Below are 15,498 nucleotides of genomic sequence, written 5' to 3' on the forward strand. Positions count from 1 at the left end.
TTATAATCCCTCCCGTCTCGCTACAGATGCCACCGCGATCAATAAAAACAACGCCGCTATACCGATATTAAGCAGCATAGTTGGAACGACGCTTGACAAATCGTTCGCATACACGATTTTGAAAATCGTTTCATTCATCCAAGAAAGCGGAGACAAATGGGCATACCATGCTGTTTCATCGATCGGAAAATAAGCGCCGCCGAAAAAGGAAGACAGCTGAATGATGACCATCGCAATCGTTCGCGCCGCTCCTTCCGTCCTTGCCATATAGCTCATCCCTAGACCAAAGCTGATGGCTAAGACCACCTCGGTCAACATAAGCAACCATACGAGACTTACGTGATGCCCCCAATCGGCATGAAACACCCATTTGCTGAACAACATGACGACCGCAACACAAAGAAAATTCGCCGCGACGTTCCCGGCCAGCTTTCCAATAAAAATCTCGCTTTTGCGAACAGGAGCAGCCAAAAGGCGATCAGCCGTCTTCCGCGTTCGCTCCCCCCGCAGCAACGAACTGCCCGGCAATGCGCTGTACAAAGCGATCATCGTCGTCATCGCCACCGCATAATAATCCATGGCTCCCGGTTTGCGCTTGGAATGCAGCGACCGTTCTTGAATATACTCATCATGCACACTTTTATTTGATGGAACAAAACCGGGCTTCACCTCTGAAACGGCCATCGCCAGCTCGTATCGGCCGACAAACGCGGCCATCACCCCCTCAACAAGACTTCCTTTGATCTTGTTGCGTTCATTGGTGTACAACTCCACTCCACGCGGGCCGATCTCGATGTATCCATCCGCTTTTCCTTCCTGCACCGCTTTCGTTCCTTTTATCCGGTCGGATGCCTTTTGAAAATCGATGTGGGCTTTCTTCCCTGCTTGGATCATCGTTTGAATATACGGCGACAACGGCCCTGCTTTTTGATCGTTGTACAAGACGTGTACATCACCGACGGAAATCGTCCAGTGAAACGTGTTGGAAAGGGCTGTTCCTAAGATGAACATCAGTACGATCGGAAACAGCAGCATAAAAAATAGCGTCCGGACATCACGAAAATCGCTTTTGATTTCCTTGGCTGCAATGCGAAAAATATTCAAAAGAAGCACCTCCCTCGCATGATGGCACTCCAAACAGCTAATCCCGCAAATTTCTCCCCGTCAGCGCCAGAAAGACCGTTTCCAAGTTCGGTGATTTGTCTTCAAGCGAACGGATTTCGACACCGTCATTGATCAGGCATTGCACAATTTCGTTTAAATTATTGACACTGATATCCGAACTGATTTTGATCATATTTTCTTCACATTGCACCGCCTTGACCCCGGGAATGTCTTGAAGATGCTGCTTGTTGAGCCGATCCATCCCCCTGATTTCCAGCCAAATATCTTTTGTATCGGTGATAATCGCTTCCAGCTGCTCCTTTGTCCCCTCTGCGATGATCTTTCCATGATCAATGATGGCGATCCGTGTGCAAATCTCCTCCACTTCCTCCATATAGTGGCTTGTATAAATGATCGTGCATCCCATCTCATTGAGCTTTTTCACCGAAGCCAAAATATAATTTCGCGACTGCGGATCGATGCCGACTGTTGGTTCGTCCATAATGATGAGCTTCGGCCGATGGGCAAGAGCGCAGGCGATATTGAGCCTCCGTTTCATTCCCCCTGAGAAATGTTTCGGATAAATTTTGCGCTTATCGCTTAAACCGACAAACTCGAGCGCCTCTTCAACCCGCTGGCGCAACTCCGCGCCGCGCAGTCCATACAACCCGGCAAAAAATTCAACATTCTCATACGCCGTCAAATTTTCATAGATGGCGATTTCTTGAGGCACGATGCCGATCTGTCGTTTGGCAAACTGGCGATGCTTGGCGATGTCCTTGCCGAGAATCTTGATTTCTCCTGCATTCGGGCGCAGCAACCCAGCAATCATATTGATAGTTGTGCTTTTTCCCGCGCCATTGGCTCCGAGGAAGCCAAAAATTTCCCCTTCGGCAACCGTAAGAGACATATGATCGACAGCGATGAAGTCACCAAATTTTTTGGTCACTTGTTTGATCTCTAAAATGTTCATCGTTCCACCTTCTTTCCATGCTTGGTATTATGGATTATAGAAAAAAAGATGAACTCCTGTAAGTGCAGGAATTCATCTCGTTGACATGAGAAAATTCACGATTTACTCATGAATCGGAAGCAACGTCGTGACAGAGAAACCGTTCGTTCCATCGACAATGACCGTGCCATGAACAGAGGCCGCCCGTTCCTCCATGCCGATGATCCCAAGTCCTTTCTTGATCTTGGCCGCACCTTTCCCGTTATCTTTCACTTCCACCTTGATGACTCGATTCAACACGTGAATTTCAACGGCAATGGCCGTGGCCTCAGCGTATTTGCTCGCATTCGTCAACGCTTCGGCAATGTTCTCATAAATCACTTTCCATTGGATTGGTGTAATCACATCCAAATCCCCTTTGCATACGAGCGGAACCGGGAGATGATGTTGGGCGGAAAATTCTTCAATGAATAATTTCACCCGATTCAGCCCGATTTGCTCGAGCGGTGGTTTGATCTGTTTTAATGTCATCCGGATTTGTTCCATGCCTTCTTTGGAAATATGGATGGCGTTTTCCAACAGTTGTTTCGCCTTGTCGCGGTCCGCATCCATCAACCGTTTGGCAGCCTCCATCTGAATGAGCGCTCCAGCGAGCGAGTGGCCGATCTGGTCATGGATGCGCTGCGACAGACGGTTCCGTTCTTCCAACTGCAACGTATATTCCGACTGCTTGATGTATTGATGATATTCGCTGATCCTTCTTGTCAGCCGATGCAAATCGTTGCGCATTTGATCCAAACGATCTTCTTGTTGTTCCATCCGCTCGATGTGCCGCTTGACTGCCGTCACGCTGACAAAACTGAACAATGCCACAAAGCCGTATAATTTCCCCGCCGATGGATCAAGCCAAATCATCGGCGTCAACAACACCGCCCCGATCCCCCAAACTCGGTGGATATACACGGAGGCCAGCTCATACCCATTGAGAGGCAGCAACAACGCCCATAACGGCTCCACAAAGGCGGCGGCTAGAACGAGAAGAGCAACGGAACCAAACGCCGCTCCCCTTTTCCAACTCATATGGCGAACGATCAGGGCAAACAGCTGAAGACAAAAATAGATGAGAGAGACTAGAACAAAGCCCGCTCCCGTTCTCTGTTTCGATGAAATGTAATCGAATGCCGCATAGCCCCATACAATCAGCTTGTAAATGATCAGCAGCGATTCCATAACATCCCCTCAGCCGACTTTTCCCGTCAGATAATAAACGGCAATTTGCGTTCGATGTTGCAGTCCGGTTTTGTCCAAAATCGATGTGATGTAATTGGCCACCGTTCCCTCGGAGAGAAATAGCTGTTTGGCAATCTCTTTATTCGAAAGCCCCTTCGCAATGAGCGCCATAATGTCCAACTCTCGTTCCGTAAACAGGCTTTTATCGATTTTCGGGGCTGCTTCTGTTTCTTCTTTTAAGTTGGACTTAATTTTGTCCATCACAATCTCCTGCATCACCACTTGGCCGTGATAAACCGCTTTGATCGCTTCGCGGATTCGTTCCGGATCGGTATTTTTCAAAAAATATCCTTTTGCACCGTATTGAATGGCGTCTAGAATGTATTCATCATCATCAAACGTCGTCAAGATGAGCGGCTTTGTCTTCGTCTGCTCGCATAGAAGCTTTGTCGCTTCCACTCCATTCATGTTCGGCATGCGCACATCCAATAACGCGACATCAACTTCATGATGTCGACAATATTCCACTGCCTCTTTCCCATCGCCTACAGTCGCGGCGACATCAAACTCGTCATACGTGCTTAAGATGATCCGCAGCCCTTCGCGGACAAAGGGATTGTCATCGGCGATGAGCACTTTTATGCGCGGAACATGGGACGAAGAGTGATGTTCCATCTTTACCCACCCCTTTTCATCATGACACGTGCGATTTTGTGGGATCACACCTGCCCAATACCTTGCGTGCATGATTTTCATGATTTACTTTCATTGTAATGAATAAGGGGGATTTCTTCCATTGCCATTAAGGGAAATGAGCCAAAGCAAGAGGTTTCAGATACAGGCATCGGCATCGCGCCGGAGCATTTGCCTTTTTTGTTCGATCGATTTTACCGCACAGATGAAGCCAGAACGCGAAATCGCGGGGGAACCGGATTGGGTCTTGCCATTGCCAAAGAATTCGTATCGGCTCACGGCGGAACAATCGATGTCCATAGCACCCCTGGCCAAGGGACCACCTTTCGGGTCAAGCTTCCCCGCTGACGATAGAGAAGATGTTTATGGTAAAATGGAAAACAGAATTCCATAACTAGAAGGAGGAAGGGCCATGTCCCGCGCAAAAAAATGGGTGCAATATTTCCTTTCCCACCGCCATGTCACGATGGAACTGATCCACAAAATCGACGAAGCGCATTATGATTACAAACCGACGCCGACCTCGATGACAGCGAAGCAGCTGGCGACGCATATGCTGTTCAGCTTCTACAATTTCGCTAACACGGCAAAACACGGCGATCCATCGCTGTTCCGGCAAAAAATCGAGGAACCGGAGACGAATTTGGCCAAGCTGGCGGAAACGTATACGGAAAAGACGAGGCAGCTCATCGAATCGATGAGCGATGACGACTTCGACCGGACGCTTGATTTAACTGCCATCTTTGGCACACAAATGTCCACAGCTCAGTTCCTGCAATTGGCAATGGACCATGAAATCCACCATAAAGGCCAGCTGTTCGTCTACGTCCGCGGCATGGGGCATACGGACTTGCCGCTGTTTGTGAAACGCGGTTAATCTCCCCCATTTTTGTTTCATCTAACTAAACGAGAAGCTTCTCCGTGAAAATAACAAAAAAAGCCGGCTAAGAAACCCCTAGCCGGCTTTTCCTTTTTGGTTGAGGCGATTTAGTCAATCAAGCAGCTTCCGTCTGCGCACATTCCGCCTTCACCCGCCAACGACCGCAACGGGGAAGCTTGTTGTTCTTCCTCCCATACTTTCTCTAGCGCCCGCCGGAACACGTCAACCGGCTGGGCCCCCGAAATCGCATACTTCCCATTCAGCACGAAAAACGGTACGCCGCGGACGCCCAACGCCGCTGCTTCTTCCTCGTCGCGGCGCACCTCTTCCGTATAACGACCACTTGCCAACACCTCTTCGGCTTCCGCCCGGTCAAGCCCGGTTGCTTCGGCGATCGCAAGCAGCACATCGCGGTCGCTGATTCGCTTTGACTCCGTGAAATACGCATAAAACAGCCGTTCCACCATTTCATTCAACTTCCCTTTTTCCTTGGCATAATGAGCCAAACGGTGGGCGTCAAACGTATTCGTCGGCTTCATCGTCTCAAAGCGGAATGTCAATCCGACCGCTTCCGCCTGCCTGCCGATATCGGCATTGGCCCGCTTCGCTTCCTCGATTGAAATGCCGTATTTGTTAGCAATGATTTCGTGAATCGTCAATGGCGTCTCTTTTTTCGCATTCGGATCCAATTCAAAGCTGCGAAATACAACCTCAACATCTTCTCGGTGCGGAAACTGTTCAAGCGCCTGTTCCAAGCGACGTTTGCCGATATAGCAAAACGGGCAGACAAAATCGGACCATACTTCAATTTTCACGGCCATATCCTCCTCTACTTTTGACGCGCTTCCCCTCCATTGTAGCCCATTGCCGGTCGAATGGCTAACGAAAGGCATGGGGGCGGACCTGCCCGCATACATTGTACTACCATGCTGTTGGGACAAGGAGGAAGAAATCGATGCATTCTCACGAACTAGGCGCCTTTCTATTGCGGATTGTCATCGGATTCATCTTTTTCGCCCATGGGTGGGTGAAATGGCAGCGGGGGCTTGAGGCGGCAACGGATTCGTTTGTTGCTATGGGCCTTCCCGGCTGGCTCGCCTACATCGTGACGATCATAGAGCTTGCTGGAGGCTGGGCGATGATGCTTGGCCTTGGCACACGCCCGATCGCCGCGGCGTTTGCCGTCATCATGGTCGGGGCCATCGCCACGGCGAAAGTCGACGCCGGTTTGCTCGGCAACGGCCGGGAAACGGGCTATGAATTCAATCTCGCCTTGCTCGCTATGTCCGTATATTTGTGGCTGAACGGCAGCCGGCTTTGGTCGTTAGACACGGTCATCGGGCGGCCGCGGGGCTAAGTCGGCACAAAAACGGGTGTCCCTCACAGCGGGACACCTTTTTCTTGCTTAATAAGGCTGGACAAATCTTGTCCTTGCTTGTCGGTACACTGCTTCATCCTTTTTCCACTGTCAGCTTGACGACGCGCTCGCCGATGGCCCGAATCAACTCCGGCGGCATCGGGAAACTGACTGCAGCCGGGTCAGATGCCACCGCTGGAATCGTCGCCGCGAATTGTTCTTCCGTCATCGGATAGTCGGCAAAATCAGCCGGCAGCCCGATGTCATCGCGCAATTGGCGAATTCGCTCAATGGACTTTACCAACAGCGCTTCATTGCCTTGACCGTGATCATAAATGCCAAGCGCTTGAGCCAACAGCTTCGCTTTCGGCAAATACAATTCCGGAATCGCTTCCATCACGACTGGCAAAAAGACGGCGTTCGCCAAGCCATGTGGAATGCGAAACATCGCTCCGTACGCATGGGCGAAATTGTGCACCGGAATGGCGTTTAACGCAAAGCTGAACGCGGTGATGCCAAGCAAGCTCGCATGCAGCATCTCCAAGCGGGCGCGGATGTCCCCGCCGTCACGAACCGCCTCCGGCAAGTAGTCACGAATCAAACGGATCGCCTGCAAGGCGCATGCATCGGTGAGCGCGGTCGCCATCGGCGAGGCGAGCGCTTCAATGGCATGGGTGAGCGCGTCCATGCCGGTAAACGCCGTCACCTTCGAGGGAAGCCCTACCGTTAAATCCGGATCCAAAACGGCCACATCAGCGTTGATAAACGGATTGATGATGTTCGTTTTCAAGCGCAGCTCTTCATTATAAATGACTGCGATCGGCGATACTTCCGACCCCGTGCCGGCCGTCGTCGGGATGGCGATGTGCGGGATCGGCATGAATTGCGCTTGCGGGAACGACTCGTACCGCAGCCCGCCTGGAATCGCCTCTTTAATATCACGCAACCCTTTAAACAGGGCGTATTTCACCCCTTTGGCCGTATCGAGCACGCTGCCGCCGCCGACCGCCAACAAGGCGTCAGCTCCGACAGCGCGCGCATAGCGCACCGCTTCATTGACGCATTCACTTTCCGCATCCTGGCGGATATCCAAAAAGATGCCGACAAGCTCTGGTCCGACTCCATGCGTCGTCAAGTCAAAGAGGCTCGCTACTTTTTCGACAACCCCAGCTTGCTCGAGCCCACGGTCAGAAAGCAATAGCACCCGTTTAGCGCCCAGCCCGCGAAACAAATCCGGCACGAGCGCTCGGGTGTTCGACCCGGTGTAAATTGCCGTGCGCAGCCAAAAGTTCGCTAACGTCGTCATGTTCCTTCATCCCCCTTTACTTTTTCATCATGGTGTGCAGGCGAGAAAACAGCACTTGATACCATTTCCGTTTCCCAAGCTCCGGCACCATTGATGTGTGCACATGCTTCAGCTGCGTGTAAGCATCAAGTGAATATTTGCCCATCTCGCGCCCGATGCCGCTTTGTTTGTAGCCGCCAAACGGCGCGTCATTGCGAAGCATATGCCAGTCATTGATCCAGACGACGCCAGCCTGCAGGCGCCCGGCGATGGCGTACGCCTTGTTGACGTCTCGCGTCCAGACGCCGGCCGCAAGCCCGTAGATCGTGTCGTTGGCCATCGTCACCGCTTCTTCCACGTCATGATAGCGGATGATCGACAACACTGGACCGAAAATCTCTTCTTGGGCGATTTTCATGTCATTCGTGACATTCGAAAAAATCGTCGGCGCGACAAAATGGCCGCCTTCACCGCCCGGTCAACATCATCCGCTGTCGCCTTCGCGACAGTCGCCACCACCTCTCCGGTCGCCGGATTGTATACGTGAAACGTTTCCCCGCTCGTTGCCGGCTGCCATTGGCCGTCAATGAAGAGTGGAAAATGATGCACTTGCACATGAGTGGTCATGACGATTTCTCCCTTCCTTGTTTTCGACTCTCAACCTCTAGCCAACGTTTTCGCTTTCCTCAAGACCGAACAGCTCGTCAAACGGTTTCTCCTGCGCTTTTTTCAACACTTCCATCCTCGTTGCCAGTTGGCGAGCGGTGAAATTCATGATATCGGCATGGTGGTCGGGTCCGAAAATCGAATCGTGGGCCGCTGCTTCCAACCGCTTTGCCTTTTGGTAAAGCCGAAACGGGAACGAATCCTCCTGCAGCCCGCGGCTGCCTGTTGTGACCAACGGCTCGGCACGACGCACGCTCACCACTCCTTTTCCATTTTTCTTGAAATGTCGGCTGGTGTTGTACTTCTGGATAGATGAACGCGGGGACAACCAATCAATGTAAAGGCTTACAAATAGGCTGTTGCGACAATAGGCGGGTTGCTGGCAAAAAGGCAGGTTGTAAAAATGACCAAAATGTTATGAATAGTCAATCATTTTCCCTCATTCTAGCAACCTTCCCTTTCTTTCGTCAACAAAAAGCGAATGACATTTTCCGACAATAACGCTAAAAAAACAGAGGGGGTCACAACAGCATCGAGACCTCCTCTGCCACGGCCGTATATCCGCATCGAGCTGATTTGTTATTCAATCTCTCGCACTCCTCTTGAAAGCCAGCACCTCGTTAGGACAGCACCTACTCCGGTCATGCCCGCACTTTTCCGTATTCTTTCCGCAGTTCGCTCGCAATGATGTTGCGCTGGATTTCCGAGGTACCTTCGTAAATTTTCGTAATGCGGGCATCGCGGAAGTAACGTTCGATCGGGTAGTCTTTCATGTAGCCGAGGCCGCCGTGGATTTGCACGGCCATGTCAGCGATTTTGTTGTACACTTCCGAACCGAACAGCTTGGCGATGGCCGCTTCTTTGACGACGCGCATCTTTTGGTCGACCATCCAGGCGACGCGGTAGACGGTCGAACGCAGCACTTCGATCAACATGCTCATTTCCGCCAGCATATGCTGGATCGCTTGCTGCTCGATAATCGGCTTGCCGAACTGTTCACGCTGTTCGGCGTATTCCATGCAGTATTCCAAGAGGCGGATGCACGAGCCGAGGTTGCGCGCGGCAAGACCAGCACGGCCGTTCGCTAAAATCTTCAAGGCGTTGACATACCCTTCGCCTTCTCTCCCGAGCACGTTTTCGGCCGGCACTTCCAAGTTGTCAAAAAACAGCTCAGCCGAATGCGATCCGCGCAGCCCCATTTTCCGCTCGACTTTTCCGACGATAAAGCCGGGAAAATCTTTTTCTACGATAAAGGACGTGATGCCTTTCGGGCCTTTCGACGGATCGGTGACTGCCATGACGGTAAACACATGGGCGTCGACAGCGTTCGTAATATAATGTTTCGAGCCGTTAATGATGTAGCGGTCGCCTTTGCGGACGGCGGTCGTTTTGATCGCAGCGGCGTTTGATCCGGCGCTGGGCTCAGTGAGAGCAAAAGCGCCGATCCATTCGCCCGTCGCCATCTTTGGCAAATAGCGCTGCTTTTGTTCTTCCGTGCCGAGCTCAACGATGCCGACGGTGCCGATGCCGGTATGGGCGCCGATTAACGTCGTATAGCCGTTATGCGTTTTGCCGAGCTCTTCGTAAATGGCGCATTTGCCGACCATTGACAAACCGAGGCCTCCGTACTCTTCCGGAATGCTTAATCCAAACAGCCCCATTTCTTTCGACTTTTCAATGATATCTTGCGGAATCTGGTCATTTTCCTCAATATCCATCGCCACCGGTTCGACAACTTCTCTCACAAACTTGCGGACGTTTTCTTTTAAAAATTCAATCTCGGCTGGCAGCGTGAAATCCATCTTCTTCCCCTCCCCATGATTGAATTCCATATTTTTGCGCCTTGCGCACGAGTGTCGACGCATCGACACCAAGCAGTTTCGCAGCCCGCCGATACGTCTTCGCCTTGTGAAGCGCCTTGATGATCAGCTGGCGCTCGACCTCAGCCGTTGCCTGTTTGAGCGGGATGATCTCTCCGACCGCCACCGGGCTCGCAGCTGGCTCCGGTTCAAGGTGGAGCCATTTCGCCACTTGGTGTTCGTCAATGACTGGGGAAACGGCGGTCACAAACATACGTTCTACAGCATTAACGAGCTCTCGAACGTTGCCGGGCCAGTGATAGTCCATCATCGCCGCCAGCGCTCCGTCGGTAAAGACAAGCGGTTTTTGATACTTTTCCGCAAACCGCTTTCGGTAATGGTCAACCAAGAGCGGAATATCTTCTTTCCGGTCGCGCAGCGGCGGAATGGCAATCGGCATCACGTTCAGCCGGTAAAACAAATCAGCGCGAAACTGCCCAGCGGCAACAAGCTCCTCAAGCGGCTTGTTCGTCGCGGCGATGACACGCACATCGATCCGCTTCGGCGCCTCCGCCCCCAACCTCATGATTTCCATCGACTGCAACACGCGAAGGAGCTTCACTTGCAGGTGAAGCGGAATTTCACTGATTTCATCGAGAAAAATCGTCCCGCCATCCGCCTGCTCGAAATAGCCTTTTTTCCCTTTCTTCGCCGCTCCGGTGAACGCCCCCGGCTCGTAGCCGAACAGTTCAGACTCCATCAACGTCTCGGGGATCGCCCCGCAATTCACTTTCACAAACGGTCGGGCGCGGCGGGCGCTTTGTTTCCAAATGTAGTTCGCCAATTCCTCTTTCCCGGTGCCCGACTCTCCGGTCAACAACAACGTCACATCGACAGCCGCCGCTTGGCGGGCGATATTGACAACATGCGCCATCGCTGGAGCGCGATAAATGAGATGATCTTCTTCCTGACGGCCCAACATATGAAGGAGCCGTTTCGTCTCCTCCAGTTCCGAGCGCAGCTGTTCCATCTCGGTCATATCTTTGACGTAGAGAACAACCCGCTCTGCCCGCCCATCTTCCTCGATGATCGGCACCGCGGAAACGATCCAAATGTTTCCTGTTCCCATCCCCTGATGAAGCATCGAACAGGGCTGACGTCCATCAAGCGCCTGTCGAACGACCCGGTCAAGCGGGGCGGTCACCCGCTCTTGCTCCGTTCCTAGAAACAGCGCATCCCATTTTTTGTTTCGCCGCGTGATCATTCCACTGCGGTCCGTGATAGCGATGCCGTCGCTGGATGCCTCCATCACCGTTTGCAATTCATTGACGATGCGCTTGACGGTCTCAAGTTCGTTGGAGATAAATTCAATCTCGGAAATGTCTTGAAACACCCCGACCGCCCCAACGACCTTCCCCTCGTCGATAATTGGCGAGCGGTTTGTAATATAGACGCGCTTGCCGACGCGGTATTTTTCCGTATGCCCTTTGCCGGTGCGCACGACCTCGAGCAAGCCAGACGGGATCACGACATCGGTCAAAAACTTGCCGATGGCTTCTTCTTTCGTCGTCCGCGCCATTTTCTCAGCCGGTGGATTGATCGATGTAATCCGTCCTTTTGCATCGATCGATAAAATGCCGTTATGGGCGGCGTTGAAAATGGCATCCAAATGTTTTAAGCGGAGTTGTGCCACCTTCGCATATGCCGTCAAATGCTGCTCTTTCGTCAACACACCGACAAGGCGTCCGCTCTCATCGACAACGGGCCGGAGCGGACCGCCGCCAAACTCGATCACTTCCACACGGTCGTGAATGGAAAGCGGCGGCAGCGACGGGCGCATCACCTCACGCACAGTTGTTTTCCCTTGGACAAGACCGAACAACACGTCTTTGACCGCCACCACGCCGACGATTTCCTCACTGCAACGGCATACGACCATCCCATCAAGTCCATATTCAACGAATGTCCGAGCCGCTTCATCAAGGGAATCGCTTTCAAAAATTACTGCCTTTGCCTTCACCATGATGTCTCCGACCATCATTGCCATTTCCTCTCCCACCGTTCCGCCTTATTTTCTACTCAAGCAATTTTTGTGCCAAAAAAGTTCCCGCTATTCAGAAAAAACAAACCCCTAGAAGGCTGGTGAAAAACAACGAATTCGCTCGGTTTGTGAGAAATCGTAAGGAAGGAGGTTATGGTGTTGCAAGGTTTTTCAATTTGAGAAACACTGTTGGAGAGCAGCATTTCCCCTTAAATCACCAACCTTCTAAAATTCATCTTACTTGATCGCTTGTTGCCAAACAACAACATATTGTTGCAATCTCGCAACAACAGTTCTGCCGTTATTCAGCTAAAAAATGTTGTTATTTCGCAACACTCATTAGTCACTTCTTTGCAACTATATAGATGCAACAAAGAAGTTTAACATATCCTTGACAGAAAAGTGGTTTGCCCATTTTCGACTGTCGAAGGCAAGCGTGTGGCTTGCCTCCGTCACGCCTTAGCGTGACGGAAGACCGAACAACGACTCGCTTCACAGACCCATTCATGGGTCTGGAAGCGGCGTTGTTCGGTCACTCGACAGTCGGATGCAATGACCGGCAAAGACGAAAAATGTTAAAGCTTTAAATTGCATCTATATAAAATTGATTCCCATTTTCAAAAAATCATTGTTTTTTTCATTGGATGCGCTATAATAATATTGATATTGATTATCATTTTCTTGATCCGGAAGGAGGTGGCCTCATGGTCCGCCTATACGCCGAGGAGTTGACCGTCCGCTACGATGACCGGACGATTTTCGAACGCTTGTCCGTCCGCATTCCCGACCGACAAATCACAGCCATTATTGGACCAAACGGATGCGGAAAATCGACGCTGCTCAAGACGTTGACGCGCATCATTTCCCCGCAGTCCGGCGCCGTCATTTTGGACGGCCGGGCCATTTCGCAACAGCCAACGAAAGAACTGGCGAAAAAAATAGCTATTTTGCCGCAGACGCCGGAAGCGACAAGCGGATTGACCGTCGCTGAGCTCGTCTCGTACGGCCGCTTCCCTTATCAAAGAGGATGGGGCCGCCTAACGAAACAAGATTACGAAGCAATCGACTGGGCGCTTGCCGTAACGAAAACAGCCGATTTGAAACACCGGCCGGTTGACGCCCTCTCCGGCGGACAGCGGCAGCGCGTCTGGATCGCCATGGCGCTCGCTCAAGAGACGGACATCATCTTTTTGGACGAACCGACGACGTATTTGGACATCGCCCACCAGCTCGAGGTGCTCGAGCTGCTTGAACGGCTGAACAAAGAAGAAGGGCGGACAATTGTGATGGTGCTCCATGACATTAACCAAGCGGCGCGGTTTTCCGACTATGTGATCGCCATGAAGGCGGGCACGATCGTCAAAGCCGGGCCGAGCGAAGACGTCATTTGCCGCGATGTGCTTCGCGACGTGTTTGGCATTGACGCTGACATCGGCCGCGACCCGCGGACGAACAAACCGATTTGCTTCACTTATCAACTGCTTAGGGAGGCTTGATTCGTCATGAGGAAAACATGGCTTTCCTTGTTGCTTCTTTTGGCGCTTGTGCTAAGCGCCTGCGGCAACGCGGCGGACGACAACAAGAACAGCAGCGCTTCACCAAAAGAAAAAAAGCCGGAAACGATTACATACCAATCGGAAAACGGACCGGTGGAAGTACCGGCTGATCCAAAACGCGTCGTCGTCTTATCGACGTTTGCTGGGCATGTGCTGGCCTTGGACGTCCCCATTGTTGGCGTGGATTCGTGGTCGAAAATGAGCCCGCTTTTTCAAGAAAAACTGAAAGATGCCGAAGTCGTGACCGATGAAGACATTGAAAAAATTATGGCGTTAAAACCGGACTTAATTATCGGATTATCCAATACGAAAAACGTCGATAAATTAAGCAAAATCGCCCCGACCGTCACGTTTACATACGGAAAGGTCGATTATTTAACACAGTTTCTAGAGATTGGTAAACTGTTAAATACCTGAATCCGTGACAAAACATCTTTACAATGGATGCAAACCGTTGATACGATAAGGGAAAACGACGTTGACGATTCTTCATCAAGTAGGTGAATGTGATGAAAGATTTCCCGATTCGGTTTGTATTGACAGATGAAGCGATTACTCCAAGTGCGGGGCTTGCTCTCGTGGGCTACTTACTGCACCAAACGAAACTGGATAAACGAGTAAACGCCCTTCGGCTCCCAACGGTTCGTCGAGATGTGCACATTTCCCATAGCGATGTCATTCGCTCGATGATCGGCTTGCTTGCCACAGGAAAAACGGATTTTGATCATATCGAAGCGTATCGTCAGGACGATATCTTTTCGACATCAATGGGCATTCGGCACGTACCTTCCTCCCCAACGTTGCGACAGCGTCTCGATCAGCTCGCTTGTCTTCCGATGACCGAAACCATCATTTGGGAGGAATCGATGCGTCTGTTGGTTCGACAACACGCTACCTTGTCCCCTTGTTGGGCGAAAGGGAAAACGACATGGCTTCCCCTTGATATAGATGCTTCCCCATTTGACAACTCCGATACGAAGAAAGAAGGAGTGAGTCGAACGTATAAAGGATTTGACGGTTTTACGCCGTTGTTTGCGTACGCAGGGAAGGAAGGGTATATCGTTCATGCCGAGCTGCGTCCAGGGAAACAACATGTACAAGACAACATGCCTTCGTTTTTAACTACCGCCATCCATCGAGCTCGTCCGCTGACCTCGTCTCGTCTGCTTGTCCGCATGGATGCAGGAAACGATGCGGAAGCGAATGTGCACGTATGTCTAAAGGAAGACGTGGACTTTGTCATCAAGCGAAACTTACGCCGAGAATCGAAAGCGCTTTGGTTCCAGATCGCTTCGCAAAAGGGCAGACGCATCGATGATGGACAAACCGAAGGAGTACAAACGTATGAGTTATGCCTTCCACAGACCGCAGCAATTGATGGACACACGTATACGTACGTTCAAGTCACCCAAGTGACGGAACGAACGATGGAACGAAATGGACAGCTGATGCTCGTTCCTAATTACGAAGTCGAAAGCTACTGGGTGCGCCTCGAAGGATACGAGCATGTTCGAATGAGTGATGTGCTCGCATTGTATCACGATCATGCGACATGCGAACAGTTTCATAGCGAACTGAAAAGCGACTTAGATTTAGAGCGGCTTCCATCAGGGAAGATGAAAACGAATGCGCTCGTGTTGGTCATGGGAGCATTCGTGTACAACCTTCTTCGTCTGATTGGACAAGATCTATTAAGCGATCCGAGACATCCGTTGCACCACAAAGTGAAACGCCGTCGCATCAAGACGATTATTCAGACGGTGATCACGATGGCAGGTCGACTCGTCCGCCGATCACGACAGATCTGGATGAAACTGACGCGAAGGAGTGGCTATAGCGAGCCCCTTCTGAACATTTACATAAAATGGAGAGAAGGAGCATAACGAACGATTGTTCGCAATTCTGTACTCATCCTAACCCTCTGTCCTTTTTTGT

At 51.3% G+C, this 15,498-nt stretch carries 15 protein-coding genes and 2 pseudogenes; 6 read left to right on the forward strand and 11 right to left on the reverse strand.

Annotation, left to right across the window (positions count from 1 at the left end):
* The 4 genes from CWI35_RS09345 to CWI35_RS09360 all read right to left on the reverse strand — a co-directional run bounded on the left by CWI35_RS09345 (nt 1) and on the right by CWI35_RS09360 (nt 3,961).
* Entirely contained in the window at nt 1-1,104 is a 1,104-nt protein-coding gene (locus tag CWI35_RS09345) for an ABC transporter permease (RefSeq protein ID WP_023633379.1), read from the reverse strand.
* A gap of 37 nt (nt 1,105-1,141) precedes the next feature.
* Nucleotides 1,142-2,077: an ABC transporter ATP-binding protein gene (locus CWI35_RS09350; RefSeq protein WP_062898312.1), complete on the reverse strand. Its 936-nt coding sequence runs from the start codon at nt 2,075-2,077 to the stop codon at nt 1,142-1,144.
* A 102-nt stretch (nt 2,078-2,179) separates the two neighbouring features.
* Nucleotides 2,180-3,286: a sensor histidine kinase gene (locus CWI35_RS09355; RefSeq protein WP_119877689.1), complete on the reverse strand. Its 1,107-nt coding sequence runs from the start codon at nt 3,284-3,286 to the stop codon at nt 2,180-2,182.
* Between the two features lie 9 nt (nt 3,287-3,295).
* Nucleotides 3,296-3,961, reverse strand: coding sequence for a response regulator (locus CWI35_RS09360; protein ID WP_011229715.1), 666 nt, complete (start codon nt 3,959-3,961; stop codon nt 3,296-3,298).
* A gap of 153 nt (nt 3,962-4,114) precedes the next feature.
* Between CWI35_RS09360 and CWI35_RS09365 the strand changes: the two are divergent.
* Nucleotides 4,115-4,327: pseudogene (locus CWI35_RS09365) on the forward strand (sensor histidine kinase); the annotation flags it as partial.
* A gap of 64 nt (nt 4,328-4,391) precedes the next feature.
* The gene (locus tag CWI35_RS09370; RefSeq protein ID WP_013144019.1) at nt 4,392-4,856 is read left to right on the forward strand and encodes a DinB family protein; all 465 of its coding nucleotides are present in this window, start codon (nt 4,392-4,394) and stop codon (nt 4,854-4,856) included.
* Between the two features lie 110 nt (nt 4,857-4,966).
* Here CWI35_RS09370 and CWI35_RS09375 read toward each other — a convergent pair whose 3' ends face one another.
* Nucleotides 4,967-5,674 (reverse strand): DsbA family oxidoreductase, encoded by a 708-nt coding sequence (locus tag CWI35_RS09375; RefSeq protein WP_062899078.1) that lies wholly within the window; start codon nt 5,672-5,674, stop codon nt 4,967-4,969.
* A gap of 140 nt (nt 5,675-5,814) precedes the next feature.
* On the opposite strand from CWI35_RS09375, the gene CWI35_RS09380 reads away from it, so the two are divergent.
* Entirely contained in the window at nt 5,815-6,216 is a 402-nt protein-coding gene (locus tag CWI35_RS09380; protein ID WP_023633383.1) for a DoxX family protein, read from the forward strand.
* 94 nt (nt 6,217-6,310) lie between these two features.
* Here the strand turns inward: CWI35_RS09380 and CWI35_RS09385 are convergent, their stop codons facing one another.
* The 6 genes from CWI35_RS09385 to CWI35_RS09410 form a co-directional block, all read right to left on the reverse strand.
* On the reverse strand, nt 6,311-7,522 hold the full coding sequence (locus CWI35_RS09385; RefSeq protein ID WP_119877690.1) for an iron-containing alcohol dehydrogenase: 1,212 nt from the start codon (nt 7,520-7,522) through the stop codon (nt 6,311-6,313).
* A gap of 16 nt (nt 7,523-7,538) precedes the next feature.
* Complete coding sequence (locus CWI35_RS09390; protein ID WP_240432103.1) at nt 7,539-7,919, reverse strand: aldehyde dehydrogenase family protein; 381 nt, start codon at nt 7,917-7,919, stop codon at nt 7,539-7,541.
* Nucleotides 7,916-8,128, reverse strand: coding sequence for an aldehyde dehydrogenase family protein (locus tag CWI35_RS09395; RefSeq protein WP_119877691.1), 213 nt, complete (start codon nt 8,126-8,128; stop codon nt 7,916-7,918). Before CWI35_RS09395 ends, CWI35_RS09390 begins: the two co-directional genes overlap by 4 nt.
* A gap of 37 nt (nt 8,129-8,165) precedes the next feature.
* On the reverse strand, nt 8,166-8,420 hold the full coding sequence (locus CWI35_RS09400) for a hypothetical protein (RefSeq protein WP_011229708.1): 255 nt from the start codon (nt 8,418-8,420) through the stop codon (nt 8,166-8,168).
* A gap of 388 nt (nt 8,421-8,808) precedes the next feature.
* Nucleotides 8,809-9,969 carry an acyl-CoA dehydrogenase family protein gene (locus tag CWI35_RS09405; protein ID WP_011229707.1) on the reverse strand — a complete coding sequence of 387 codons (1,161 nt, stop codon included), beginning with the start codon at nt 9,967-9,969 and terminating at the stop codon, nt 8,809-8,811.
* Nucleotides 9,941-12,013 carry a sigma-54-dependent Fis family transcriptional regulator gene (locus CWI35_RS09410; RefSeq protein ID WP_119877692.1) on the reverse strand — a complete coding sequence of 691 codons (2,073 nt, stop codon included), beginning with the start codon at nt 12,011-12,013 and terminating at the stop codon, nt 9,941-9,943. Before CWI35_RS09410 ends, CWI35_RS09405 begins: the two co-directional genes overlap by 29 nt.
* Nucleotides 12,014-12,711: 698 nt before the next feature.
* Here CWI35_RS09410 and CWI35_RS09415 point away from each other — a divergent pair.
* The 3 genes and pseudogenes from CWI35_RS09415 to CWI35_RS09425 all read left to right on the forward strand — a co-directional run bounded on the left by CWI35_RS09415 (nt 12,712) and on the right by CWI35_RS09425 (nt 15,446).
* Nucleotides 12,712-13,503, forward strand: coding sequence for an ABC transporter ATP-binding protein (locus tag CWI35_RS09415; RefSeq protein ID WP_011229704.1), 792 nt, complete (start codon nt 12,712-12,714; stop codon nt 13,501-13,503).
* A gap of 6 nt (nt 13,504-13,509) precedes the next feature.
* A pseudogene (locus tag CWI35_RS09420) lies at nt 13,510-13,974 on the forward strand (ABC transporter substrate-binding protein); the annotation flags it as partial.
* Between the two features lie 98 nt (nt 13,975-14,072).
* Nucleotides 14,073-15,446 carry an IS1380 family transposase gene (locus CWI35_RS09425; protein ID WP_119877630.1) on the forward strand — a complete coding sequence of 458 codons (1,374 nt, stop codon included), beginning with the start codon at nt 14,073-14,075 and terminating at the stop codon, nt 15,444-15,446.
* The last annotated feature ends 52 nt before the right edge of the window (nt 15,447-15,498 follow it).

The organism is [Bacillus] caldolyticus (assembly GCF_003595605.1).
Lineage (GTDB): Bacteria > Bacillota > Bacilli > Bacillales > Anoxybacillaceae > Geobacillus > Geobacillus thermoleovorans.

Excerpts from the sequence above, each read along its gene's own strand:
- CWI35_RS09410 (WP_119877692.1), bottom strand. The coding sequence starts at position 12,013 with ATGGCAATGATGGTCGGAGACATCATGGTGAAGGCAAAGGCAGTAATT.
- CWI35_RS09350 (WP_062898312.1), bottom strand. The coding sequence starts at position 2,077 with ATGAACATTTTAGAGATCAAACAAGTGACCAAAAAATTTGGTGACTTC.
- CWI35_RS09395 (WP_119877691.1), bottom strand. The coding sequence starts at position 8,128 with ATGACCACTCATGTGCAAGTGCATCATTTTCCACTCTTCATTGACGGC.
- CWI35_RS09355 (WP_119877689.1), bottom strand. The coding sequence starts at position 3,286 with ATGGAATCGCTGCTGATCATTTACAAGCTGATTGTATGGGGCTATGCG.
- CWI35_RS09390 (WP_240432103.1), bottom strand. The coding sequence starts at position 7,919 with ATGAAAATCGCCCAAGAAGAGATTTTCGGTCCAGTGTTGTCGATCATC.
- CWI35_RS09425 (WP_119877630.1), top strand. The coding sequence starts at position 14,073 with ATGAAAGATTTCCCGATTCGGTTTGTATTGACAGATGAAGCGATTACT.
- CWI35_RS09385 (WP_119877690.1), bottom strand. The coding sequence starts at position 7,522 with ATGACGACGTTAGCGAACTTTTGGCTGCGCACGGCAATTTACACCGGG.
- CWI35_RS09405 (WP_011229707.1), bottom strand. The coding sequence starts at position 9,969 with ATGGATTTCACGCTGCCAGCCGAGATTGAATTTTTAAAAGAAAACGTC.
- CWI35_RS09360 (WP_011229715.1), bottom strand. The coding sequence starts at position 3,961 with ATGGAACATCACTCTTCGTCCCATGTTCCGCGCATAAAAGTGCTCATC.
- CWI35_RS09380 (WP_023633383.1), top strand. The coding sequence starts at position 5,815 with ATGCATTCTCACGAACTAGGCGCCTTTCTATTGCGGATTGTCATCGGA.
- CWI35_RS09415 (WP_011229704.1), top strand. The coding sequence starts at position 12,712 with ATGGTCCGCCTATACGCCGAGGAGTTGACCGTCCGCTACGATGACCGG.
- CWI35_RS09370 (WP_013144019.1), top strand. The coding sequence starts at position 4,392 with ATGTCCCGCGCAAAAAAATGGGTGCAATATTTCCTTTCCCACCGCCAT.